This window comes from Streptomyces sp. 1331.2, from assembly GCF_900199205.1.
GTDB lineage: Bacteria > Actinomycetota > Actinomycetes > Streptomycetales > Streptomycetaceae > Kitasatospora.
This window is the reverse complement of sequence record NZ_OBMJ01000001.1, coordinates 6,721,131-6,741,613: the sequence shown is the minus strand read 5'-3', so window position 1 is coordinate 6,741,613 and position 20,483 is coordinate 6,721,131. Positions and strand designations below refer to the sequence as shown.

At 72.0% G+C, this 20,483-nt stretch carries 16 protein-coding genes; 11 read left to right on the top strand and 5 right to left on the bottom strand.

Annotation, left to right across the window (positions count from 1 at the left end; genetic code table 11):
• Positions 1-258: 258 nt before the first annotated feature.
• A complete protein-coding gene (locus CRP52_RS29265) occupies positions 259-1,020 on the top strand; it encodes a maleylpyruvate isomerase family mycothiol-dependent enzyme (protein WP_179852960.1) in 762 nt (253 codons plus the stop codon).
• Between the two features lie 92 nt (positions 1,021-1,112).
• Here CRP52_RS29265 and CRP52_RS29260 read toward each other — a convergent pair whose 3' ends face one another.
• The 4 genes from CRP52_RS29260 to CRP52_RS29245 form a co-directional block, all read right to left on the bottom strand.
• Positions 1,113-2,162: an enediyne biosynthesis protein gene (locus CRP52_RS29260; RefSeq protein WP_257032907.1), complete on the bottom strand. Its 1,050-nt coding sequence runs from the start codon at positions 2,160-2,162 to the stop codon at positions 1,113-1,115.
• Entirely contained in the window at positions 2,159-4,093 is a 1,935-nt protein-coding gene (locus CRP52_RS29255; protein ID WP_097240426.1) for a CRTAC1 family protein, read from the bottom strand. Before CRP52_RS29255 ends, CRP52_RS29260 begins: the two co-directional genes overlap by 4 nt.
• Before the next feature lie 385 nt (positions 4,094-4,478).
• Positions 4,479-5,855: an FAD-binding oxidoreductase gene (locus CRP52_RS29250; protein ID WP_097239131.1), complete on the bottom strand. Its 1,377-nt coding sequence runs from the start codon at positions 5,853-5,855 to the stop codon at positions 4,479-4,481.
• 63 nt (positions 5,856-5,918) lie between these two features.
• Positions 5,919-7,160, bottom strand: coding sequence for an acyl-CoA dehydrogenase family protein (locus CRP52_RS29245; protein WP_097239130.1), 1,242 nt, complete (start codon positions 7,158-7,160; stop codon positions 5,919-5,921).
• A gap of 179 nt (positions 7,161-7,339) precedes the next feature.
• Here CRP52_RS29245 and CRP52_RS29240 point away from each other — a divergent pair, with 179 nt between their 5' ends.
• Positions 7,340-8,791 (top strand): condensation domain-containing protein, encoded by a 1,452-nt coding sequence (locus tag CRP52_RS29240; RefSeq protein ID WP_218893131.1) that lies wholly within the window; start codon positions 7,340-7,342, stop codon positions 8,789-8,791.
• Here CRP52_RS29240 and CRP52_RS29235 read toward each other — a convergent pair.
• Entirely contained in the window at positions 8,737-10,074 is a 1,338-nt protein-coding gene (locus tag CRP52_RS29235; protein ID WP_097239129.1) for an extracellular solute-binding protein, read from the bottom strand. The two genes, CRP52_RS29240 and CRP52_RS29235, sit on opposite strands and share 55 nt — an antisense overlap.
• A gap of 194 nt (positions 10,075-10,268) precedes the next feature.
• On the opposite strand from CRP52_RS29235, the gene CRP52_RS29230 reads away from it, so the two are divergent.
• The 9 genes from CRP52_RS29230 (at position 10,269) to CRP52_RS29190 (ending at position 20,402) form a co-directional block, all read left to right on the top strand.
• Entirely contained in the window at positions 10,269-11,843 is a 1,575-nt protein-coding gene (locus tag CRP52_RS29230; protein WP_097239128.1) for a 4-hydroxyphenylacetate 3-hydroxylase family protein, read from the top strand.
• Positions 11,844-11,938: 95 nt separating this feature from the next.
• Positions 11,939-13,693, top strand: coding sequence for a non-ribosomal peptide synthetase (locus tag CRP52_RS29225; protein ID WP_218893130.1), 1,755 nt, complete (start codon positions 11,939-11,941; stop codon positions 13,691-13,693).
• Positions 13,690-13,962, top strand: a complete 273-nt coding sequence (locus CRP52_RS29220) for an MbtH family protein (protein WP_097239127.1) — start codon at positions 13,690-13,692, stop codon at positions 13,960-13,962. The genes CRP52_RS29225 and CRP52_RS29220 overlap by 4 nt, the downstream gene beginning before the upstream one ends.
• Before the next feature lie 14 nt (positions 13,963-13,976).
• Positions 13,977-15,062, top strand: coding sequence for a 4-hydroxyphenylpyruvate dioxygenase (gene hppD / locus CRP52_RS29215; RefSeq protein WP_218893129.1), 1,086 nt, complete (start codon positions 13,977-13,979; stop codon positions 15,060-15,062).
• Positions 15,052-15,912: a class I SAM-dependent methyltransferase gene (locus CRP52_RS29210; RefSeq protein ID WP_218893128.1), complete on the top strand. Its 861-nt coding sequence runs from the start codon at positions 15,052-15,054 to the stop codon at positions 15,910-15,912. Before hppD ends, CRP52_RS29210 begins: the two co-directional genes overlap by 11 nt.
• Positions 15,913-16,101: 189 nt before the next feature.
• Positions 16,102-17,268, top strand: a complete 1,167-nt coding sequence (locus tag CRP52_RS29205) for an LLM class flavin-dependent oxidoreductase (RefSeq protein ID WP_097239126.1) — start codon at positions 16,102-16,104, stop codon at positions 17,266-17,268.
• Positions 17,269-17,280: 12 nt separating this feature from the next.
• Entirely contained in the window at positions 17,281-18,831 is a 1,551-nt protein-coding gene (locus CRP52_RS29200) for an FAD-binding oxidoreductase (protein WP_097239125.1), read from the top strand.
• Entirely contained in the window at positions 18,824-19,597 is a 774-nt protein-coding gene (locus tag CRP52_RS29195) for an SDR family oxidoreductase (RefSeq protein ID WP_097239124.1), read from the top strand. Before CRP52_RS29200 ends, CRP52_RS29195 begins: the two co-directional genes overlap by 8 nt.
• A 91-nt stretch (positions 19,598-19,688) precedes the next feature.
• Entirely contained in the window at positions 19,689-20,402 is a 714-nt protein-coding gene (locus tag CRP52_RS29190; protein WP_097239123.1) for a DUF2306 domain-containing protein, read from the top strand.
• The last annotated feature ends 81 nt before the right edge of the window (positions 20,403-20,483 follow it).

Sequence of the window (20,483 nt, the reverse complement as noted above, 5' to 3'; positions counted from 1 at the left end):
GTGAGGCGCCGTCACGGCCCGCATCTCCGCGGTTGCCGTCCTGGGACCTGTCCCCGGGCGTGACCGGGCCGGGCCTGGGCCGTCTTCAAAAACCTCCGCCCGTCGGGCATCTTCGGACGTGCTGCGCCCGCGGTCTCGCGGACCGCCGCCCGCAGGCCCGGCACCAGAATGGGACCGGCCCGTACGGCCCGGGGCCCGGCGGCGTCGGTCCGTCTCCCGGCAGGGCCGTCCGACCCGTCCAACCGAAGGAGAGCTCAGATGACTACGCATCGGCCGCACGTCGAGGCAGCGCCCGGGTCGCTCTGGGAGCGGGCGCCCGACCATCTCGCCTACCGCGGCTCCCGGGAGAACATCACCGGCTTGCTGGAGGACCGGCCCGACGTGGCCGGCGTGCCCGTTCCGGCCTGTCCGGGGTGGACGGTCCGGGACGTGGTCGGCCACCTGGTGGAGGTCTGCCGGACGGTGGCCGCCGACGCGCCCGGCAACCTGTGGGAGGTCCCGCACGCCGAGCCCGCCGCCGACTCCGCCGACGGCGTCGGTGACGGCCTCGGTGGCGGCCTCGGCGGCCTGCTCGCCGAGTGGTCGCAGCTGGACGTCCGGGTGGAGCACGTGGTCACCACGGCACCGCAGTTGCGGCACACGATGCTGATGATGGACGCGTTCACCCATGAGCTCGACCTGCGCGGCGCGCTCGGGGTGCCGGTGGTCAGGGACCACGCGTCCTACCCCTCCTCGCTTGACCTGGTCGTCCGGGGCTTCGCCAACGCGGTGCGCACGCACGGACTTCCCGCTCTGCGCATCGAGGCGCCGGGCGCCGCCTGGACGGCCGGCGACGGCGAGCCGGCCGCCGTCCTGCGCGGTCACCGCCACGACCTGCTCCGCTCGCTCACCGGCCGGCGCTCGCTCGCCCAGATCGCCGAACTGGCCTGGAGCGCCGCCCCGGAGCCGTGGCTGCCCGCCTTCACCTGGGGGCCGTTCCACCCGCCGACGGTGCCGGTCGAGGCCACCGTCGAGGGGTAGCCGGCACGGGAAACGGCTCCGTGGCGCTGCCCGAACGGGGCAGCGCCACGGAGCCGTTGCGATGTCAGGCGCCGGATGTCAGGCGCCCGGCGTCACGCGCCGGGTGTCGGGGCCCCGGCCGGCCGCGGGGTGCCGAGCGGGGCGGCGCCCGCGCCACCGGCCTGCTGCTGCGCGCCCGTCCCACCCGGGGTGTACGCGCCGCCCGCCTCCCGGGACCGCTTGATCCAGTGCGCGACCCACCAGCCCAGCCCGCGCAGGCCGCAGACGATGGTGGTGGCGAAGAACAGGGTGTAGACCACGTTGAACACCATCAGCACCGCGTAGACCGTGGCGACCGCCGAGCCGAACATGAACTGGGGCCAGGCCTTCATCGGGGTCGTGCCCGGGTCGCTGATCATGTAGTTGGTGAACAGCACGAAGGCGACACCGGTCATCGCGCCGAGGGCGGAGAACAGCGCGACGTCCCAGATCCAGTGCCGGACGAAGGCCTGGATGGCGAAGGCGCCGAGCCAGCCGACGATCAGCGGGGTCCGCTTGGTGAGCAGGGCGTTGATCACCGTCCCCGCGGTGGCGATGATCAGCGGGATCATGATCCGGAAGAAGGTGTTCGCGTTCTCCGTGAACTGGTACGGCGGCGCGATGCTGAACCAGGAGCCGAAGCACACCAGCGACATCGTGATCCCGAAGTTGGACGGGTTCATGAAGTGCCGCATCCGGCCGGCGACCGGCGCCTGCAGGGCGTGCTTGCCGCCGACGCCGATGACCACGCCGAAGATCACCGGCAGCAGCTGGTTGTTCCCGTAGGTCAGCATGTTGACCGCGAGCGCCGTGATGTGCGCCGGCAGCAGGAACTCGTAGAGCCCGCGCATGCCGTTGCCGAGGAAGCGCGGCCCGCGCCGCTGCGCCCAGGCGCTGATCAGCTCGAAGCAGATCTCACAGGCGTAGGCGGTGAACACCGCGATGAACGCCCAGAGCCAGGGCTGCTCGAAGCCGAGCAGGGTGTACCCGAAGGTGTTGAACACGCTGATGGAGATCGCGAAGTTCCGCAGGGCGAGGTAGCGCGGGTCCTTCGGCTTCGCGGGGGCGGCCGGCGCGGGCGCCGCGGGGGCGGCGCCGGGCCTGGATTGCGCGGTCACGCTCATCGGTTGGGGACCTCCTGGACGTCGCTGGTCAGCATGAGGGAGTGGGTGCCGGGGGTGAACTCCTTGGTCGTCTCGTGCGGTTCGCCCTTCGCGTCGCGCCAGGTCAGGTGGACGCTGACCGGACCGTGGTAGGAGCCGAGACCGAAGCGCACGTCGAAGCTGCGGTAGCCGCCGTGGCCGCCGCCGCCGTCGAGCTGGGAGACCTGGGTGCCCTCGGGGGTGGTGATGCTCACCTTGGCGTCGTAGGCCGGCGCCCCGGTGTTCACCAGGCCCTGGCCCGCCGTGTCCTCGCCGGTCGGCCGGTAGAGCCGCAGGTTGAGGTAGTCGCCCAGGTCCTTCGAGGTGTTGCAGTAGAAGGCCGGCGGGCCCCACTGGCGGGCCACCGCGAAGTCCAGCGCGCCGGTGCCCGTGGTGTCGCCGGTGGCGATGCCGCGGGTCGGCGTCGGCACCGCGATGCCCAGCTGGGAGCTGATGTTGGCGTACTTCCCGCCGGGGGTCTTGGCGTAGAAGGCGATCGCCTCGTCGCCGGCGATGTCGTCACCCGGCTGGACGTTGGGCCACATCGCGGGGTTGGACAGCAGGTCGTCGTTGGTCATGGCCATCTCCTGCAGCCACGGCCAGCGGTCGATCTTCCCCTTCACGAAGCCGGTGGCCTGCAGGACGTTCAGGTCGCCGTTGTTGAGGAAGTCGCCCATCTTGGCGTCCCAGCCCCACCCGGTCCAGGCCATGCCGTACTCCTCGGCCTCCTGGGTGAACGGTGCGACGCCCTGCTCCATCTTGCTGCGCATGTCGGCCTCGTCCTTGGCCCGGTTGATCCAGACGAAGTTGCTCTCCTCCAGGCCCCAGGCGACGGTGATGTTGCTGACCACCATGTCGAACTTGCCGTCGTGGCCGAGGTCGCCGAAGTCGACGCCCATGCCCTTGAACGAGCCGTTGCCGAGCACGAAGGACTTGGGGGTGGTCGGGGTGCGCTCGCCCTTGGCCTCGGTGAACCTGATCTTCCCGGGCGTGGACTGGTTGTAGAGCAGGTGCCCGTGGCCGAAGTCGTTGGCGATGTACAGGTCGGGCAGGGTGTCACCGGTCAGGTCGGCGCCGGAGATCGCCAGCGTCCACCCGGTCGACGCGTCCCACGGGATGGCGCCCTTCTCCTCCACGTAGGAGGCCGTGGGTGCCGGGCCCGTGGTGGCCTGCTGCCAGCGCAGCACGTGGTCGCCGCCGGCGTTCTTGGCGCTGGACAGCGAGTTGTTCATCACCACGTTGTTCAGGCCGTGCGGGTCGAGCACGTCGGAGTCGGGGAAGTAGTTGCCGATCACGATCGACGGGTGTCCGCTGCCGTCGAGGTCGCCGACGTAGGCGGCGTCGGTGTTCCAGCGCGGCCCGTGGTACTTGCCGTCCAGCGACTCCGAGGGCACCAGCTCGCGCGCCGCGTAGGCGCTCGGGGACGGTTCGGCGGCGTCCGACCTGGCCATGAACAGGATCGGCGTGCGGCCCCAGTACGTCACCAGGAGGTCCATCCGGCCGTCGCCGTTGAAGTCGCCGGGCGTGCAGCCGGTGGGCGCCATGGTGGAGTCCATCGGCAGCGGCGAGCCGTCCAGGACGAAGGGCGTGAACCGGTCGGCCGGCCGGGCGGTCGGCGTGTACGTCACGATGACGCTGTCGGTCCTGGTGTCGACGATGCACATGCTGTCGGCCACACCGTGCCCGGTGAGGTCGTTGATCGCGATGCTGGCGCCGACCGAGGAGATCCACGAACGGATCTTCTGGTAGGCCGGGTTGACGTCCCGGACCGTCCTCATCGGCTTCTGGTCGTAGCCCGGCGGCATCGCGATGGGCATCTCCTTGAAGCCGTACTGCTTCGCCGCCTCCTCCGCCCCGGCCACCGCGACCGAGCTCCGTACGGCGAAGAACAGCGAGGCGGCGACCAGCACCACCACCAGGCCTGGTATCAGTCTGCGGAATCGTTCACGGAATGCCACCGCGTTCCCCTCTCGACAGATCGCATACGACCCTGTAATCGCATTCGAGTTCCATGGCGCGGCCGGCTCCGACGGACAGGAAAGTCCCGGGCCCTGGAATCCGCGCTCTCGAATTGCGTCGGTGAATCCCACTTCACGCGCAGGTCTACCCCACGAGCATGGCCGCCGGGCACCCGAAACGGCTTCTCTCACATTGCTCAGCGGCCCACCGCGGATTTTGCCAAGAGTTTTCCCGTGCAAATGCACGGTCAATGTGGGGGGTTGGATATGCGGAAACGCCCCCCGCAGGTGCTGCGGAGGGCGTTTCGAAGGGAGTTCACAGGGGAGTCGCCTGCCGTGCTCAGTACAGGGCGGAGGCTCCCGGCGGGACGTCGTGGCGCAGCCGCCCGGCGGGGTCCACCCGGCGGCGGACGGCGTCCACCCGCTCGACCTCGGCGGCGGACAGGTGCCGCTGCGGCTGCTCCAGGCGCTCGACCAGGGTCGGCGCCGTCCGCCCGGTGTCCCAGGGCGCCAGCGCGGCCCGGGCCTTGGCGCAGTGCGCCCGGACCGCCGCCGAGGCGGCCGGGTCCAGCGCCAGCCCGCCGGCCGTGAAGGCGAAGGCGGCGTCCAGGTGGCTCAGCGCTCCGCCGTCCGGATCGGGCACCGCGAGCGCCCCGCCGAGCTGCCGCAGTTCGGCGTTGACCAGCGGCGAACCCGAGCCCTCGCCGAGCACCCTCAGGAAGGCCTCGGCGCCCTCCTCCCCCAGGTCGGAGAGCAGCAGGTGGTCCCCCAGGACGGGCACCGGATCGGTCGGGTCCATGTGCGTGCGGACCACGGCGGGCGGGGTGGTGGTGCACCAGGTGTCCAGCACCGGGTCGGCGACCGCGCGCAGCGGGCCGAGCAGGTCGGCGGCCTGGCCTTCGGCGGCGGTCAGGTCCTCCTCGGCCGGGGCGAGCACCACGCCGGCCGCGCAGACCACCGGTCCTGCGGTCAGCGCCGACGGGATCTCGGGCACCTTCGGCAGGTTCATCACCCGGAACACCGTGGTGACGGCCTCGGGTGCGCCGCGGCTCCAGCGCAGCCAGCGGGACAGCAGCTCGGGGCCGTGCGCGGCGGGCCAGAAGGCCGCGCCGGTGACCACCCGGGCGGCCGGGAAGAGACCGAGCTCGATCGCGGTGACGATGCCGAGGCCGCCCCCGCCGCCGCGCAGCGCCCAGAACAGCTCGGGGTCCTCGCTCGCCGAGACCCGGTGGAACTCGCCGTCCGGGGTGACGAGTTCGACGGCCCGGACGCTGTTGACGGCGAGCCCGGCCCGCCGGCCGTAGAAGCTGATCCCGCCGCGCAGCAGGTAGCCGACCACGCCGACGGTCGGCGAGGAGCCGTGCGGGGCGGCCAGTCCGAACTTCGCCGCCGCCTCGACCACCTCGCCCCAGCGGGCGCCGGCCGGGATGCGGGCGGTGCGGGCCACCGGGTCGACCTCGACCGGGCCCGCGGGTTCGGTGCGGATCAACAGGCTGCGGTCCATCGGGCGGGCCGAGGAGGAGGCGTGCCCGGTGGTGTGCACCCGGACCCACTGCCCCAGGCGTTCCGCGTGGCGCAGTGCCGCCCGGACCTGCTCGACGGTACGGACCGTCACCGCCGCCGCGGGCCGGACCGGCGCCGCCAGGTTGAACACGGCGCTCGCGGCGGCGAAGGCGGGCTCCCCGGGCAGTGCGACGGCCTGCTCGGTCTCGGTCATGGCTCGAACTCCCGCTCTGGCTAGGCGACTTGGTGATCCTCGGATTACCTGGGGGTACGCGGTCTACTTGACGCCGAAGCGGGCTCGGGCCAGCTCCCGGGTGGTCACCGCGGACAGGAAGACGCCGATCCCGGCGTGGCTGTGCAGCGTGGACAGGTCGCGCCAGACCCGCTCGATCCGCTCGCCCTGCCGCACCGAGCTCGACCCGGCCGTCGGGAACAACTGCCCCTCCACGGCGTGCCAGCAGAGCCGGATCACCTCGCGGCAGATGGTGGCGATCCGCAGGTCCTCCTCCCGGGTGAAGGCGCCGGGCCCCTGCGCGCACAGGTCCTGCCACTGCTTGACCGCGTGCAGCACGGCCGCCTCGGCGGTGGCGATCATGCCGGCCGCCTCGCCGTACCAGAACTGGTAGTCCGGGTCCTCGGCCCGGGTGACCACGGGCGGGAACAGCGTGGTGCGGCTCTGCATCAGCTCGCCGTAGGCGTCCAGCGCGCCCTGGGCCATGCCGACCGCGAGCGAGGCCACCTCCAGCACCATGAAGCTGAGCGAGCCGCCGCCGTACTCCGGGTTGCCGTGCAGCCGGTAGCCGGGCGTGCCCCCTTCCACGACCACCTCGCTCATGTGCGTCCTGGGCAGGGTGAGGTGGTCCGGGACGTGGCCGCCCTCGATCACGATGCTGTGCGAACCGCTGCCCTTGAGGCCGAGTTGGCCGCCCCAGTCGTCCAGCCGGCGGAACTGGCTGCGCGGGGCGACGAACAGCATCGGCGCGGGCGGCTCGCCCTCCGCGCCGGGCATCGGGACGTGGCCCATGAAGTGCGTCGCGTACGGCGAGCCCGAGCAGTAGTTCCAGGTGCCGTCGACCCGCCAGCCGCCGTCCTCGGCCCGCTCGGCGGAGCCGTTCGGCACGATGGTGGCGGGGCAGATGAAGTCGCCGCCGGCGAACAGCTCGGCCTGCGCCTGCTCGCCGAACAGCGAGGCCGCCGGGAGGGCGTGGGTGGCGCCGAGGCAGTACATCCAGCCCGTCGACGGGCAGCCCCGGGCGAGGATGGTCGCCACCCGCAGGAAGGTGTCGACGCCGAGCTCGTACCCGCCGTACCGCTTGGGGACGAGGATCCGGTAGAAGCCGGCCGCCGCGAACTCCCGGTGGGTGTCCTCGGCGTAGTAGGTGCGCTGTTCGGTCTCGGCCTGCCGGGGGACCAGGAGCGGGGCGATGGCCTCGGCCCTGGCGATCAGCTCGCTCGGCGTCGGCGCGGACTCGGGCGGCAGCGGCGAGCCGGACCCTGCGACATTCGTGGCGACCGTCATGGCGGCACAGCTCCTCTGCGGTTCGACCGGGCGTTGGGGAGTGTCCCGGCCAGCCTCGCGCGCGGGCGGGCCGCCGCGCACCTCCCCGATTGCCAGCACGATCGAAGAACCGCCCTGGCAGGGCAGTTGCTACGGTTCCGGGGCGAAATTCCGGCTGGATCCAGCGAAAGGAATTCCCGATGAGTCCCGATGCGAAGCCTTCCTCCGACGGCCCGGTGATCAGGCGGCCGCTCTCCTTCAACCAGGAGTTCCTCTGCGGCTTCGACCGCGGTGACGAGGAGGGGCCGTTCGGCCCGCGGTTCCACATCGTGCACGGCTGGCGCCTGCGCGGGAAGGTCGACGTCGAAACGCTGCAACTGGCGCTGGACGACGTGGTGGTGCGGCACGAGGCGCTGCGCACCGCCATCGTCCGCGGCGAGGGCGAGCGCCACCAGGAGATCCATCCGGCCGCGCCGGTGCGGCTGGAGCTGCGGGAGCTGACCGGAGCGGACTCCGCGGCGCGCGACCGGGCGGTGGAGGAGCTGATCACCGAGGTCGAGTCGGGCACCATCAGCGCCCGCCGACTCCCTCTGATCCAGGGCACCTTGCTCCGCTTCGACGAGGAGGACGCGGTCCTCGCCCTGGTCGTGCACCACACCGCGGCCGACGGCTGGTCGGTCCGGCTGATCATCCGCGATCTCGCCGTCCGCTACGCCGAGCGCCGCGGGCACCGTCAGCCCGAACTGCCGACCGCCCTGCCCTACCGTGAATTCGCGGCCTGGCAACGGGAGTTCGCGGCCGATCCGGCACTGGAGGGGGCTCGGGCGTTCTGGCGCAAGCAGCTGGCCGGCGCCCGGATCCTCTCGGTGCCCACCGACCGGCCGAAGTCCACCGGCTTGCCGGAGTCCACCGCCGTCCACCGCTTCACCGTCGACGCCGAACTGACCGCCCGGGCCGTGGAGATCGCCCAGGCGCTGCGCAGCACGCCCTTCATGGTGCTGCTCGGCGCGTTCGCGGTGATGGTCGCGCGCGACACCGGGAACCCCGACGTGGTGGTGCCGACCTTCTCGCCGGGGCGCGGCGAGGACCGGTTCCACCACACCGTCGGGCCGTTCTTCAACTTCCTGCCGCTGCGCACCGATCTGTCCGGCGCCCGGGACTTCGCCGAGGTGGTGACCAGGATCCGCACCACCAGCCTGGAGGCCTACGCCCATGACATCCCGTTCGGGCAGATCCTGGCCCAGGCACCGGAGTTGATGCTGCCGACGCTGGAGGACGGCCGGGCGGCCTGCGTCTTCCAGGTGTTCCCGTTCCCGTTCCTGCTGGACGCGGAGCTGATCGGGGACCTGGAGTACACCGAAGTGCGGCGCCGGCTCACCTCGCAGCCGGTGGGCTCGGACGTGCCCAACGGCGCGCTGTGGACGCTCAACCTCGACCCGGCCGGCGACGTGGTCGCGGGCATCCAGTACAACAGCAACCTCTACGACGAGCGCTCGGTGGCGGAGCAGGTGGACCGCTTCCGCGCGGTGCTGCGGGAGCTGGTCGGCGCGCCGGACGCGCCGCTGGAGCTCCGCCCGAGCGTTCGTGACGACGCCGGTCAGCCGACCCTGACGGGGCCCCGGGGGCGCAGCCCCCGGCAGGCCTCGTTGTAGTGGTCGAGGAGCTGCTGGGCCTGCGCGTTCGCCTCGGCGAAGCGGACGCGCGGGTCCACCTCCGTGACCAGGACGTCGTGCATGGCGGTGGTCAGCACGTCCTGGATCGCGGCGAACTCCCCGAGCAGCGCCCCCTGGGCGGCGGGCGTGCCGGCGTTGGCGCCGAGCTGGTCCAGCGCGGTGCGGAAGTGCGGCTTGTCGCGGAACCAGCCCTCCTGCTCCAGCAGGTCGATCGCCCCGCCGGTGACCGGGATGAATCCGGTCTCCCGGTGGCGGTCGGCGGCGATCCTCGGGGAGTTCAGGTACTGCATGAAGGCCAGGGCGCCGTCCTGGGTCGCCTCGTCCAGCCCGGCGGCCAGCCAGAGCGCGTCCCCGCCGATCACGTTGCCCGCGTAGGGCACCCGGTCGTTGTACGGCATCCGGCAGGTCTGCACCGTGAAGCCGCCGTCCCGGCCGGCCTGGGCCATCCGGGCGGCCTCGACCGAGGTGGTGAGGGTGAAGGCGACCTGCTGGTCGGCGAAGGCCCGGAAGTTGCCGTCCCAGTCGACCTCGCTGTTCACCCGGCTGGGGTGGTAGCGGTACAGGCCGGCCCGGTGGAGGCCGCGCCACCACTCGACGTAGGCGAGCATCGCGTCCGAGTCGAGGTACACCCGCTCGGCGCGGCCGGAGCGGCCGTTGTCGTGGTCGGCCAGCAGGGCGCCCTGCTGGGCCACCGACTGCTGGAACCACCAGCCGTGGTTGGGCCAGGTGATGGCGTGGGCCGGCCCGTCCGGGAGGGCGGCGACGGCCCGGCAGGCGGCCTCGATCCCGGCCCAGGTCTGCGGGACCTCGGTGATCCCGGCCCGTTCCAGCAGGGTGGTGTTGGCGTAGAGCAGGGTGGTGGAGGTGAGCGGCGGCATCGCAGCCACCGCGCCGTCGTGGCGGTAGTACTGCCGGGCGGTGGCCGTGACGTCGCCGAGCACGACCGGCTCGCCGAGGATCTCGGTCCGGCCGGCGATCGCCCGCTCGACCGAGGTGAACAGCGGTGAGCCGTCGGGCCGCCGGGCGTCGAGGGCGTCCTGGGTCGAGGTGTAGAAGTACTGGGCGATGGTCGGCGCGCCGTCCTTCAGGGCGGCGTCGGCCACGGCCTGCGGGACGGAGAGCCAGTCCGCGCCGGTGACGTGGATCCGGTACTCGGGGTGGGCGGCGGTGAACGTCTCCGCCAACTCCCTTGTCCGGTCCAGGAAGTAGGGCATGAACGGGTAGAGCGGCACCACGATGTCGATGTCGATTCGCTTGCTCATTTCCGGATTCCTTCCTCGGGCCGGGCGATCCAGATGCTCATGCTCCGGGGGCGGCCGGGCCGGGGCACCTCCGTTCTTGCTGAGTCCGGTAGCCGGTGGAAGACCAAGCGCGCAAGCCGTGAGAAGCGGCCACCGGGGCCGGACTGTCAGGCTCGGTTCGTCCGGTGAACCGCCAGCAAGGAGAGGCGTCTCTGATGGCCGAAGCCCCCGAAACCTCCGCCGGCGAACCACGCGGGACTCGCCCGCTGACCGGTTCCGAATACATCGAGAGTCTTCGCGACGACCGGGAGATCTTCCTCTACGGCGACCGGGTCAAGGACGTCACCGCGCACCCGGCGTTCCACAATCCGGTCCGGATGACGGCCCGGCTCTACGACGCCCTGCACGACCCGCAGTACCAGGAGGTGCTGACCACCCCGACCGACAGCGGCCGGGAGGGTTTCACGCACCGTTTCTTCACCACCCCGCGCAGCGCGGACGACCTGGTCGGTGACCAGCGGGCCATCGCCGCCTGGGCGCGCATGAGTTACGGCTGGATGGGCCGCAGCCCCGACTACAAGGCGTCCTTCCTCGGCACGCTCGGCGCCAACGCGGACTTCTACGAGCCGTTCGCGGACAACGCCCGGCGCTGGTACGCCGATTCGCAGGAGAAGGTGCTGTACTGGAACCACGCGATCGTCCATCCGCCGGTCGACCGCAGCCTGCCGCCGGACCAGGTGGCCGACGTCTTCATCCACGCCGAGAAGGAGACCGACGCCGGCCTGGTGGTGTCCGGTGCGAAGGTGGTCGCGACCGGCTCCGCGCTGACGCACTACAACTTCATCGCGCACCACGGCCTGCCGATCAAGGACCGCACCTTCGCCCTGGTGGCGACCGTGCCGATGAACGCACCCGGGATGAAGCTGATCTGCCGCCCGTCCTACACCGCGACGGCGGCGGCGATGGGCAGCCCCTTCGACTACCCGCTCTCCTCCCGCCTGGACGAGAACGACACCATCCTGGTGCTCGACAAGGTGCTCATCCCGTGGGAGAACGTCTTCATCTACGGGCAGCCGGAGAAGATCCGGATGTTCACCGGCCAGTCCGGGTTCATCGAGCGCTTCACCTTCCACGGCTGCACGCGGCTCGCGGTGAAGCTGGAGTTCATCGCCGGGCTGCTGGCCAAGGCCCTGGACATCACCGGCACCGGCGACTTCCGCGGGGTGCAGAGCCGGCTCGGCGAGGTGCTGGCCTGGCGCAACCTGTTCTGGGGGCTGTCGGACGCGGCCGCCCGCAACCCGGTGGCCTGGCGCAACGGCGCGGTGCTGCCCAACTCCCAGTACGGGCTGGCCTACCGGTGGTTCATGCAGACCGGCTACCCGCGGATCCGGGAGATCGTGCTGCAGGACGTGGCCAGCGGACTGATCTACACCAACTCCAGCGCCAAGGACTTCGACAATCCGGAGATCCGGCCCTACCTGGACCGGTTCCTCCGCGGCTCCGGCGGCGTCGACGCGGTCGAGCGGGTCAAGGTGATGAAGCTGCTCTGGGACGCCGTGGGCAGCGAGTTCGGCGGGCGCCACGAGCTGTACGAGCGCAACTACGCCGGGAACCACGAGAACACCCGGATCGAACTGCTCTTCGCCCAGCTCGCCAACGGCCAGCTGGACTCCTACAAGGGCCTGGTCGACGAGTGCCTGGCGGAGTACGACCTGAACGGGTGGACCGTACCCGACCTCGCCTCCTTCACGGACCTGCGGGATTCCGTCCAAGGACTGCTCGACAGCTGATCCCCGGCGCCGACAACCGGCCGACGACCAGCCGACGACCAGCCGACTGGCAGCCGACAACCAGCGGTCAACCACATCGATGAGGATCGGAGGGCATGGTGGCTTCCCCTTCCCTTCAGGGGCATTTCACGGAACAGGCGCTCAGGACACCGGACGCGATCGCCGTGTCGTCCGGCGAAGTCCGGCTCAGCTACCGCGAGTTGGACGAGCGGGCGAACCGGCTGGCGCACCGGCTGCGGGAGCTCGGCGTCCGCGAGGAGTCGCCGGTCGCCGTCCTGATGCAGCGCTCCGCCGACCTGGTGGTGGCGGTCCTGGCCGCGCTCAAGGCCGGCGGCTGCTACCTCCCGCTGCACAGCGCCTACCCGCTGCAGCGCAAGCAGTGGATCCTGGAGCACTGCGCGGCGCCGGTGCTGCTGACCGACGAGACGATGCGCCGCGACGGACTGCCGGAAGGCGCCGAGGTGGTCGTCGTCGACGGCGAGAAGGGCCTCACGGACTTCCCCGCGACGGCCCCGGTCCTCGCCGACGACCCGGACCGGCTCGCCTACGTCATCCACACCTCGGGCTCGACCGGGGAGCCCAAGGGCGTCGCGATCGCCCACCGGGACGCGCTCGGCCTGGCCCTGGACTCGATCTGGGCGGACGGCCGGCACGAGCGGGTGCTGATGGTGGCGCCGTACGCCTTCAACGTCTCCACCTACGAGTTCTGGGTGCCGCTGCTGCACGGCGGGCGGATCGTGGTGGCCCCGCCGGGCGACCTGGACGTGCACGCCCTGCGCCGGCTCATCGCCGAGGAGCGGATCACCGGCATCCACCTGACCGCCGGGCTGTTCCGGGTGCTCGCCGAGGAGGACCCGGGCTGCCTCGCCGGGGTCCGCGAGGTGCTCACCGGCGGCGACGTCATCGCGCCCGCGGCCGTCCGGCAGGTGCTCGACCACAACCCCGGCCTGACCGTGCGGGCCATGTACGGCGCGACCGAGGCCACCCTGTTCAGCACCAGCTCGCCGATGACGGCCCCGTACCGGGCGGAGGGCGCGGTGGGCGTCGGCCGGCCGATGGACAACGTCCGGCTGCACGTCCTGGACGCCGGGCTGCGGCCGGTGCCGGCCGGCGGGGTGGGCGAGCTGTACATCGCCGGACGCGGCCTGGCCCGCGGCTACTTCGGCCGGCCCGACCTGACGGCCGAACGCTTCGTGGCCAACCCCTTCGACGGGCCGGGCGAGCGGATGTACCGCACCGGGGACCTGGTCCGGGTCGGCCGGGACGACGGGCTCGAATACCTCGGCCGGGCCAACGACCAGCTCAAGGTGATGGGCTTCCGGGTGGAGCCCGCCGAGGTGGAGGCGGCGCTGGCGCGCTACCCCGGCCTGGCCCATGTCGCCGTCGTGGCACGGGAGTCGGAGTCCGGGGAGCGGCGCCTGGTGGCGTACTACGTCCCGGAGTCCGAGGGCATCGAGGCCGGGGCGCTGCGGGCGCACGCGACGGAGCTGCTGCCCGCGTACATGGTGCCGACGGCCTTCGTGGCCGTGCCGGCCCTGCCGCTGACCCCCAACGGCAAGCTGGACCGGCGGGCGCTGCCCGAGCCGGTGACCGGCTCGACCCGCCGGGCGCCGGCGACGGAGCGCCAGCGGCAGCTGTGCACGCTCTTCGCCGAGGTGCTCGAAGTGCCCGAGGTCGGCGTCGACGACAGCTTCTTCGAGCTGGGCGGGCAGTCCCTCACCGCGATGCGGCTGGTCAGCCGGATCCGGGCGGCGCTGGAGGTCGAGCTCACCGTCACCCAGTTCTTCGACGTCCCGTCGGTGGCGGCCCTGGAGGGCCTGCTGGACCGGCCGGAAGGAGCCCGGGAATGAGCGCGGGAACGACCGCAGGAACACCCGCGGGCACGAGCGCGGGAACGACCAACCCCTTCGACGTCGAGGACGCCGAGTTCCTGGTCCTGGTCGACGCGCAGGGCCGGCACTCGCTCTGGCCGGCCGCACTCCCGGTGCCGGCGGGCTGGACGACCGCCCACGGCCCGGCCGACCGGGCCGCCTGCCTCACCTACGTGAACGTGCACTGGACCGACCTGGGGCGGCCCGACCGCCTCAGCGGGCGCCCGCCGGGGCAGCCCGACAACTGACGAGGAGTCTGGACATGAGCCTTGACGCGAGTCAGGCGACGACCTTCGGCGACATGATCCTCGACCACATCGCGTGCTACGTGGCCGACCTGGCGGCCGCCACCGACTGGCTGGTCGGCGGCTACGGCTTCGAGGTGTACGCGGCCTCGCCCCCGCAGTCGCGCGAGCTGCGCTCGGTGGCACTGGGCCGCAACGGCATCCGGGTGCTGCTCAGCCAGCCCCTGGTGGGCGACCACCCGGGGGCGGCCTACGTCGAGAAGCACGGCGACGGGGTCGCCGACATCGCGCTGCGCGTCCCGGACGCCGCCGCGGCCTTCGCGACGGCCGTCCGGCGCGGCGCCCGGCCGGTCTCGGCGCCGGTCGCGCACGACGGGCTGGTCACCGCCACCATCATGGGCGTCGGCGACATCGCCCACACCTTCGTGGAGCGCCCCGCCGGGGGCGACGACCGGCTGCTGCCCGGCCTGTCGCCGACCGGCACCGGCCCGACCGAGCCGGACTGCGGCCTGCTGGAGGTCGACCACTTCGCGATCTGCGTCGAGCCGAGCCAGATCGACCCCGCGATCACGTTCTACCGCGAGGTCCTGGACTTCGAGCCGACCTTCACCGAGCACATCGAGGTCGACGGCCAGGTGATGATCACCAAGGTGGTGCAGAGCGGCACGGTGACGCTCACCCTGATCGCCCCGGACCAGTCCAAGGTCAGCGGCCACCTGGACTCCTTCCTGAAGGACCACGGCGGCGCGGGCGTGCAGCACATCGCCTTCACCACGGACGACATCGTGCGCTCGGTCGGCGGCATCGCCGCCCGGGGCGTGGAGTTCCTGGGCACCCCGCAGGCGTACTACCGGCTGCTGCCGAGCCGGCTCACCCCGCTGCGGCACGCGGCGCCGGAGCTGGAGCGGCTGAACATCCTGATCGACGAGGACCACGACGGGCAGCTGTTCCAGATCTTCACCCGCTCCGTGCACCCCCGCAACACCCTGTTCCTGGAGATCATCGAGCGGATGGGCGCCCGCACCTTCGGCAGCGGCAACATCAAGGCGCTGTACGAGGCCGTCGAGCACAACCAGGGCAGGGGTGGCCGCGATGACGTCTGACGTGGACGCCGACGGGCGGTTCCGGGCCGCGGTGGAGCGGCTGCGGGTCCCGGGCATGGGCACCGAGGTGGTGGCGCCGCTGCTCTCCCAGCTGGTCCACCTGCTGCGGCCGCGCCGGGTGCTGGAGGTCGGGATGGGGTACACGACCCCGTTCCTGGCGAAGGCGCTGGCGGAGGCGGAGGAGCTGGCCGAGGCCGAGGCCGCCGCGCTGGTCCGCAAGACCCAGCCGTACCTCGCCAAGGGCTGGGAGCTGGACGAGGCGTGGATCGACAGCGAGCCCGCGCTGCTGCTGCCGGCCGCCTACCACGAGCCGTACCGGCCCCGGTTCGTGGCGATCGACGACCTCTCCGACCCCGACTCCTCGGCGGGCCGGGTGACCGAGGCGCTGGCCGGACTCGGCCTCGCCGAGCGCGTCACCGTCGTCAACTCCGACATGCGCGGGGCCGTCGGGCGGCTGCCCGCCGAGTTCCGGCCGATCGACTTCGCCTGGGTGGACGCCTGGGACTGCCTCTACTTCTTCGAGAACTTCTGGGAGTTGATCGACCCGGACGGCGGGATCGTGGTCATGCACTACCTGATGACCTACCCCGAGGGCGAGGCGATCCTGGAGTACATCGCCGACACCCAGCGGCTGAAGCCCGGCGAGTTCGAGGTGCTGAACCTGCTGGAGAGCCGCAAGCTCCGGCAGAACAGCATGACCGTGCTGCGGCGCACCGCCGGCAGCCGGCCCCGGCAGTACTCCGACACCGGCCAACGGCCCCGGCTCGGCGGGCAGGTGCGCGCGGACGCCGTCGCGCTGGCCCGCTCCCTGGAGCGACCCGACGCACCGGACGCACCGGACGCCTCCTGAACCGCATCCGAAACACCTGACGCACCCCGAAACACCCGACGCGTCTGACGCACCCGACGCATCTGACGCACCTGACGCACCGTCAACTACCGGGCCGTCCGGGCAATCTGGAAGATGGCATGCCCACGAGGCCTGGCTAGATTGATGCACATCCACTGCGAGCCTTGCGAACAGAGGGGAACCACCGGCATGAGCACACTCTCCGAGGACCCGGACCTCGTCAAGTTCGTCTACTGGGACAACCTCACCTACGCGCCGCCCGGATCCCGCGCGCCCGAGGAGTGGGACCCCAAGCTCGGGGCCAAGCTCTACGAGAGCTACCTCGACCACTGCGTCGAGGCCGAACGCCTCGGCTACGCCGGACTCAGCGTGCCGGAGCACTTCGGCCCGTCCTCGCTGTCCCCGCACCCGAACGTCATGCTGGCCGCGCTCGCCGCGCGGACGACCCGGGCCCGGCTCGTCTCCGGCGTCAACCTCGCCCTGCTGCACCACCCGCTCCACCTCGCCGAGCAGTTCAACATGATCGACGTGCTCTCCGGCGGCCGGCTGGAGATCGGCCTCGGCCGGCGCGGGGACCGTGCCCTCTTCGAGAAGAACGTTGACATCATCGACGGCGCCGTCAACCGGATCGACCACCCGGTCGCGCCGGCCGACCTCACGCCCACCACGTCGGCCTTCCTCCAGGAGGCCGAGGTCGCCAAGGTCACCGTCTGGCCCCGGCCGGTCCAGCCGCAGGTGCCGCTCTGGGTGGCGGCGGAGACCGACGAGTCGCTGGCGACCGCGGCCCGCCGCGGCTGGAACGTCTTCACCGGGCTGAACCTCGACCCGGCCGCGGGCGGCATGTCCAAGATCAGCGTGGAGGAGATGGTCGCCCGCCTGCACCGCTACTTCGAGGTCGGCAAGGAGCACGGCCACGAGCTGTCCATGGCCAACACCGCGGCCAGCTGCTTCACCGTGATCGCCGACACCGACCGCGAGGCCGCCGAGCTGGTGCGCGACGGTTTCATGTCGCACGTCTCCGCCGCCGGCGGCTTCCTGGCCCGGATGGCCGGGGCCGCACCCGACGACAGCCCGCTGGAGCAGCTGGCGAAGGAGGGCGACACCGGCGTGCAAGGCGTGTTCGAGGCGCCCGCGGACTCCTACCTGCGCAACCCCTTCGCCCTGGTCGGATCGGTCGAGACGGTCCGGGCCAAGCTGGACGCCCTGGTGGCCGGCGGCTTCCGGCGCTTCGTGCTGCTCTGCGGCGGGGTCGGCAACGCCCACGAGCTCGGCTGGCAGTCCGCCACCGCGATGGCCCGCGACGTGGCGCCCGAGCTGTTCGCCAAGACGGCCGCCCTCGCCCCGACGGCCGAGTAGCGACGAACGAGCATGACCGACACGACCGTTGACCCGACCGGCCCGGTGGTGATCACGCCCGGGGACCCGAGGTACGAGAACCTCGTCCAGGGCTACAACCACCGCTTCGTCGGACGACCCGACCAGGTGCGCCTGGTGACCAGTACCGAGGACGTGGTGGCCGCCGTCGACGAGGCGGTGGCGGCCGGCCGGCGGATCGCGGTCCGCAGCGGCGGGCACTGCTTCGAGGACTTCACCGCCTCCCCGGACGTCCAAGTGCTGCTGGACGTCTCCCAGTTGAACCGCATCTCCTACGATCCCGGGCGCCGCGCCATCGAGGTCGGCTCCGGCGCCCTGCTCGGGGACGTCTACCGGACGCTCTTCAAGCGCTGGGGCGTGACGATCCCCGCCGGCACCTGCCTGGACGTCGGTGTCGGCGGGCACATCGCGGCCGGCGGCTACGGCCCCCTCTCGCGCCGTGACGGCCTCGTCGTCGACCACCTCCACGCCGTCGAGGTGGTGGTCGTCGACGAGTCCGGCCGGGCGCGGGCGGTGGTGGCGACCGCCGACCCCGAGGACCCGCACCGCGACCTCTGGTGGGCCCACACCGGCGGCGGCGGCGGCAACTTCGGCGTGGTCACCCGGTACTGGCTGCGCACCCCGGGGGCCGACTCCGCCGACCCGGCCGAGCTGCTGCCCAGGGCCCCGGCCCGGGTGTGGAAGCGGCTGGTGATGTGGCCCTGGGCGGAGATGACCGAGCAGGCCCTGACCACCCTGCTGCGCAACTACTGCACCTGGTACGAGCAGAACGAGGCCGTCTCGCCGGCGGCCGGCCTGTGGAGCAACCTGATCGTCACCCACCGCAACTCCGAGGCCTTCGGCATGGTCGTGGTGATCGACCAGGAAGGGCCGGAGGCCGAGAAGGTGCTGGCCGAGCACTACGAGTCGGTCACCGCCGGGGTCGGCGTGGAGCCGTCGGTGCACACCGTCGAGGTCGTCCCCTGGCTGAGCTCCTGGCTGCCCTCGTACAGCTTCCCGAACGACCCCAAGGGCCGCTACAAGGACAAGGCCGCCTACCTGCGCAAGGGCTTCACCGATCACCAACTCGCGGTGATCTGGCGGTACCTGAGCGACCCGGCGCACAGCAACCCGACGTCCTGCCTGGTGGTCGCCGGCTTCGGCGGGAAGGTCAACACCGTCCCCTCCGACGCCACCGCCACCGCCCAGCGGGACTCGATCCTCAAGGTGCTCTACGGCGGCGGGGTCTGGCAGTCCGCCGACCAGGACGAGGCCTGCATCGCCTGGGTCCGGGAGTTCTACCGCGAGGTGCACGCCGGGACGGGCGGCGTCCCCGTCTGCGACGGGCGCACCGACGGCGCCTACATCGGCTACCCCGACAGCGACCTGGCCGACCCGGCCTGGAACACCTCCGGGGTGCCCTGGTCGGCGCTCTACTACGGCGCCAACTACCCGCGCCTGCAGCAGGTCAAGCACACGTACGACGCCCGGAACGTGTTCCGCCACGCACTGTCGATCCAACCACCTTACGAACAGCCGGACTTGCTGGAGGATCAGGATGCTTGAGGACAAGGTCGTCGTGGTCTCGGGGGTCGGCCCCGGTCTGGGGCGGTCGATCGCCCTGCGCGCCGCACAGTCCGGGGCGGACGTGGTGCTCGCCGCCCGGACCGAGTCCCGGATCGCGGAGATCGCCCGCGAGGTCGAGGCCACCGGGCGCCGGGCGCTGGCGGTGCCGACCGACATCACCGACGACGAGTCGGCCGCCGCGCTGGTCAAGGCCGCGACGGACGCCTTCGGCCGGGTCGACGCCCTGGTCAACAACGCCTTCGCGGTGCCCCCGTTGGTCGACCTCGGCGAGGTCGACTTCGCGGACGTCCGCGCCGGCTTCGAGACCAACGTCTACGCGGCGCTGCGGCTCACCCGGCTCTTCTCCCCCGCGCTGGCCGAGCACCGGGGATCGGTCGTCATGATCAACTCGGCGGTGATCCGGCACTCCAAGCGGCTGTTCGGCAGCTACAAGATGAGCAAGGCCGCCCTGCTGTCGCTGGCCCAGAGCCTGGCCACCGAGCTCGGCCCGCAGGGGATCCGGGTGAACACCGTGGCCCCCGGCTACATCTGGGCGGACGCGCTGCGCGAGGGCTTCGGCCAGTGGGCGAAGCAGCGCGAGGTCACCGTGCAGGACATCTACGACGAGGTCGCGGCCACCCTCGACCTGGGCCGGCTGCCCGAGCCGGACGAGGTCGCCGACTCCGTGCTGTTCCTGCTCTCCCCGCTCTCCCGGGCCGTCACCGGCCACTGCCTGGACGTCAACGCCGGCGAGTACCACCACTGACCCCACCGAGAGCCACTGGCGCCACTGGCATCACTGGCGCCACTGCCACCACTGGACCGTCCGGACCGAACAGGGAAGTCGAGGAGCAACGGTGACACAGAACACGGAGCCGTCCGGGGCGCTGGCCACCGGACCGGGGCGCGCGAGACCCGCCAAGGCGGCTGCGGCCCGGCCGAGTTGGTGGCAGAGCCCATGGGTGGCGGCACTGGCCGTCCTCGTGGTGTTCAACCTCCTGTACGCCTTCCCCCGCTACCTGACCGGCGGGCCGGGACAGGCCCGGATCCCGCTCGACCCCTCCTTCCCGGCGCACTACGCGGTCCTGGTGGGGCACGTCGTCTTCGGCAACATCTCGCTGGTGACGGTCTTCCTCCAGGTCCTCCCGTGGATCCGCCGCCACTACCCCCGGGTGCACCGGGTGAGCGGCCGGGTGTACATCTTCGCCGGGGCGCTGCCGGGCGGGCTGCTGGCCCTGGTGCTGCTGCCGTACTCCACGGCGCCGAGCGGCCAGATCGGGCTGGCGATGATGGGCGTGCTCTGGCTGCTCACCACCATGCTCGGGCTCAGGGCCGCGCTGCAGCGCCGGTTCGTCGACCACCGCCGCTGGATGGTCTACAGCTTCGCGATGGCCCTCGGCACCAGCTGGGGCCGGGTGGTGGTCGAGCTGATGGCGCACATCCCGGGCTTCAAGGTCGACCTGCCGACCCTGCTCGACGTGGCCAACTGGGCGGGCTGGGTGCTCAATCTGCTGGTCGCCCACTGGTGGCTGGAGCGGACCGGACCCCGGGCGGCCCACCTGGTGCGCTGACCTCGTCCCACCCCGTCCGCGGCCGGCCGTGAACCCTCACGGCCGGCCGCGCACGTGTGTCCCGGCCCGACTCTGGCCCGC

Coding starts and splice junctions, on each gene's coding strand:
- CRP52_RS29265 (WP_179852960.1), top strand. CDS start 259: ATGACTACGCATCGGCCGCACGTCGAGGCAGCGCCCGGGTCGCTCTGG.
- CRP52_RS29260 (WP_257032907.1), bottom strand. CDS start 2,162: ATGAGCGTGACCGCGCAATCCAGGCCCGGCGCCGCCCCCGCGGCGCCC.
- CRP52_RS29250 (WP_097239131.1), bottom strand. CDS start 5,855: ATGACCGAGACCGAGCAGGCCGTCGCACTGCCCGGGGAGCCCGCCTTC.
- CRP52_RS29245 (WP_097239130.1), bottom strand. CDS start 7,160: ATGACGGTCGCCACGAATGTCGCAGGGTCCGGCTCGCCGCTGCCGCCC.
- CRP52_RS29240 (WP_218893131.1), top strand. CDS start 7,340: ATGAGTCCCGATGCGAAGCCTTCCTCCGACGGCCCGGTGATCAGGCGG.
- CRP52_RS29235 (WP_097239129.1), bottom strand. CDS start 10,074: ATGAGCAAGCGAATCGACATCGACATCGTGGTGCCGCTCTACCCGTTC.
- CRP52_RS29230 (WP_097239128.1), top strand. CDS start 10,269: ATGGCCGAAGCCCCCGAAACCTCCGCCGGCGAACCACGCGGGACTCGC.
- CRP52_RS29225 (WP_218893130.1), top strand. CDS start 11,939: ATGGTGGCTTCCCCTTCCCTTCAGGGGCATTTCACGGAACAGGCGCTC.
- CRP52_RS29220 (WP_097239127.1), top strand. CDS start 13,690: ATGAGCGCGGGAACGACCGCAGGAACACCCGCGGGCACGAGCGCGGGA.
- hppD (WP_218893129.1), top strand. CDS start 13,977: ATGAGCCTTGACGCGAGTCAGGCGACGACCTTCGGCGACATGATCCTC.
- CRP52_RS29210 (WP_218893128.1), top strand. CDS start 15,052: ATGACGTCTGACGTGGACGCCGACGGGCGGTTCCGGGCCGCGGTGGAG.
- CRP52_RS29205 (WP_097239126.1), top strand. CDS start 16,102: ATGAGCACACTCTCCGAGGACCCGGACCTCGTCAAGTTCGTCTACTGG.
- CRP52_RS29200 (WP_097239125.1), top strand. CDS start 17,281: ATGACCGACACGACCGTTGACCCGACCGGCCCGGTGGTGATCACGCCC.
- CRP52_RS29195 (WP_097239124.1), top strand. CDS start 18,824: ATGCTTGAGGACAAGGTCGTCGTGGTCTCGGGGGTCGGCCCCGGTCTG.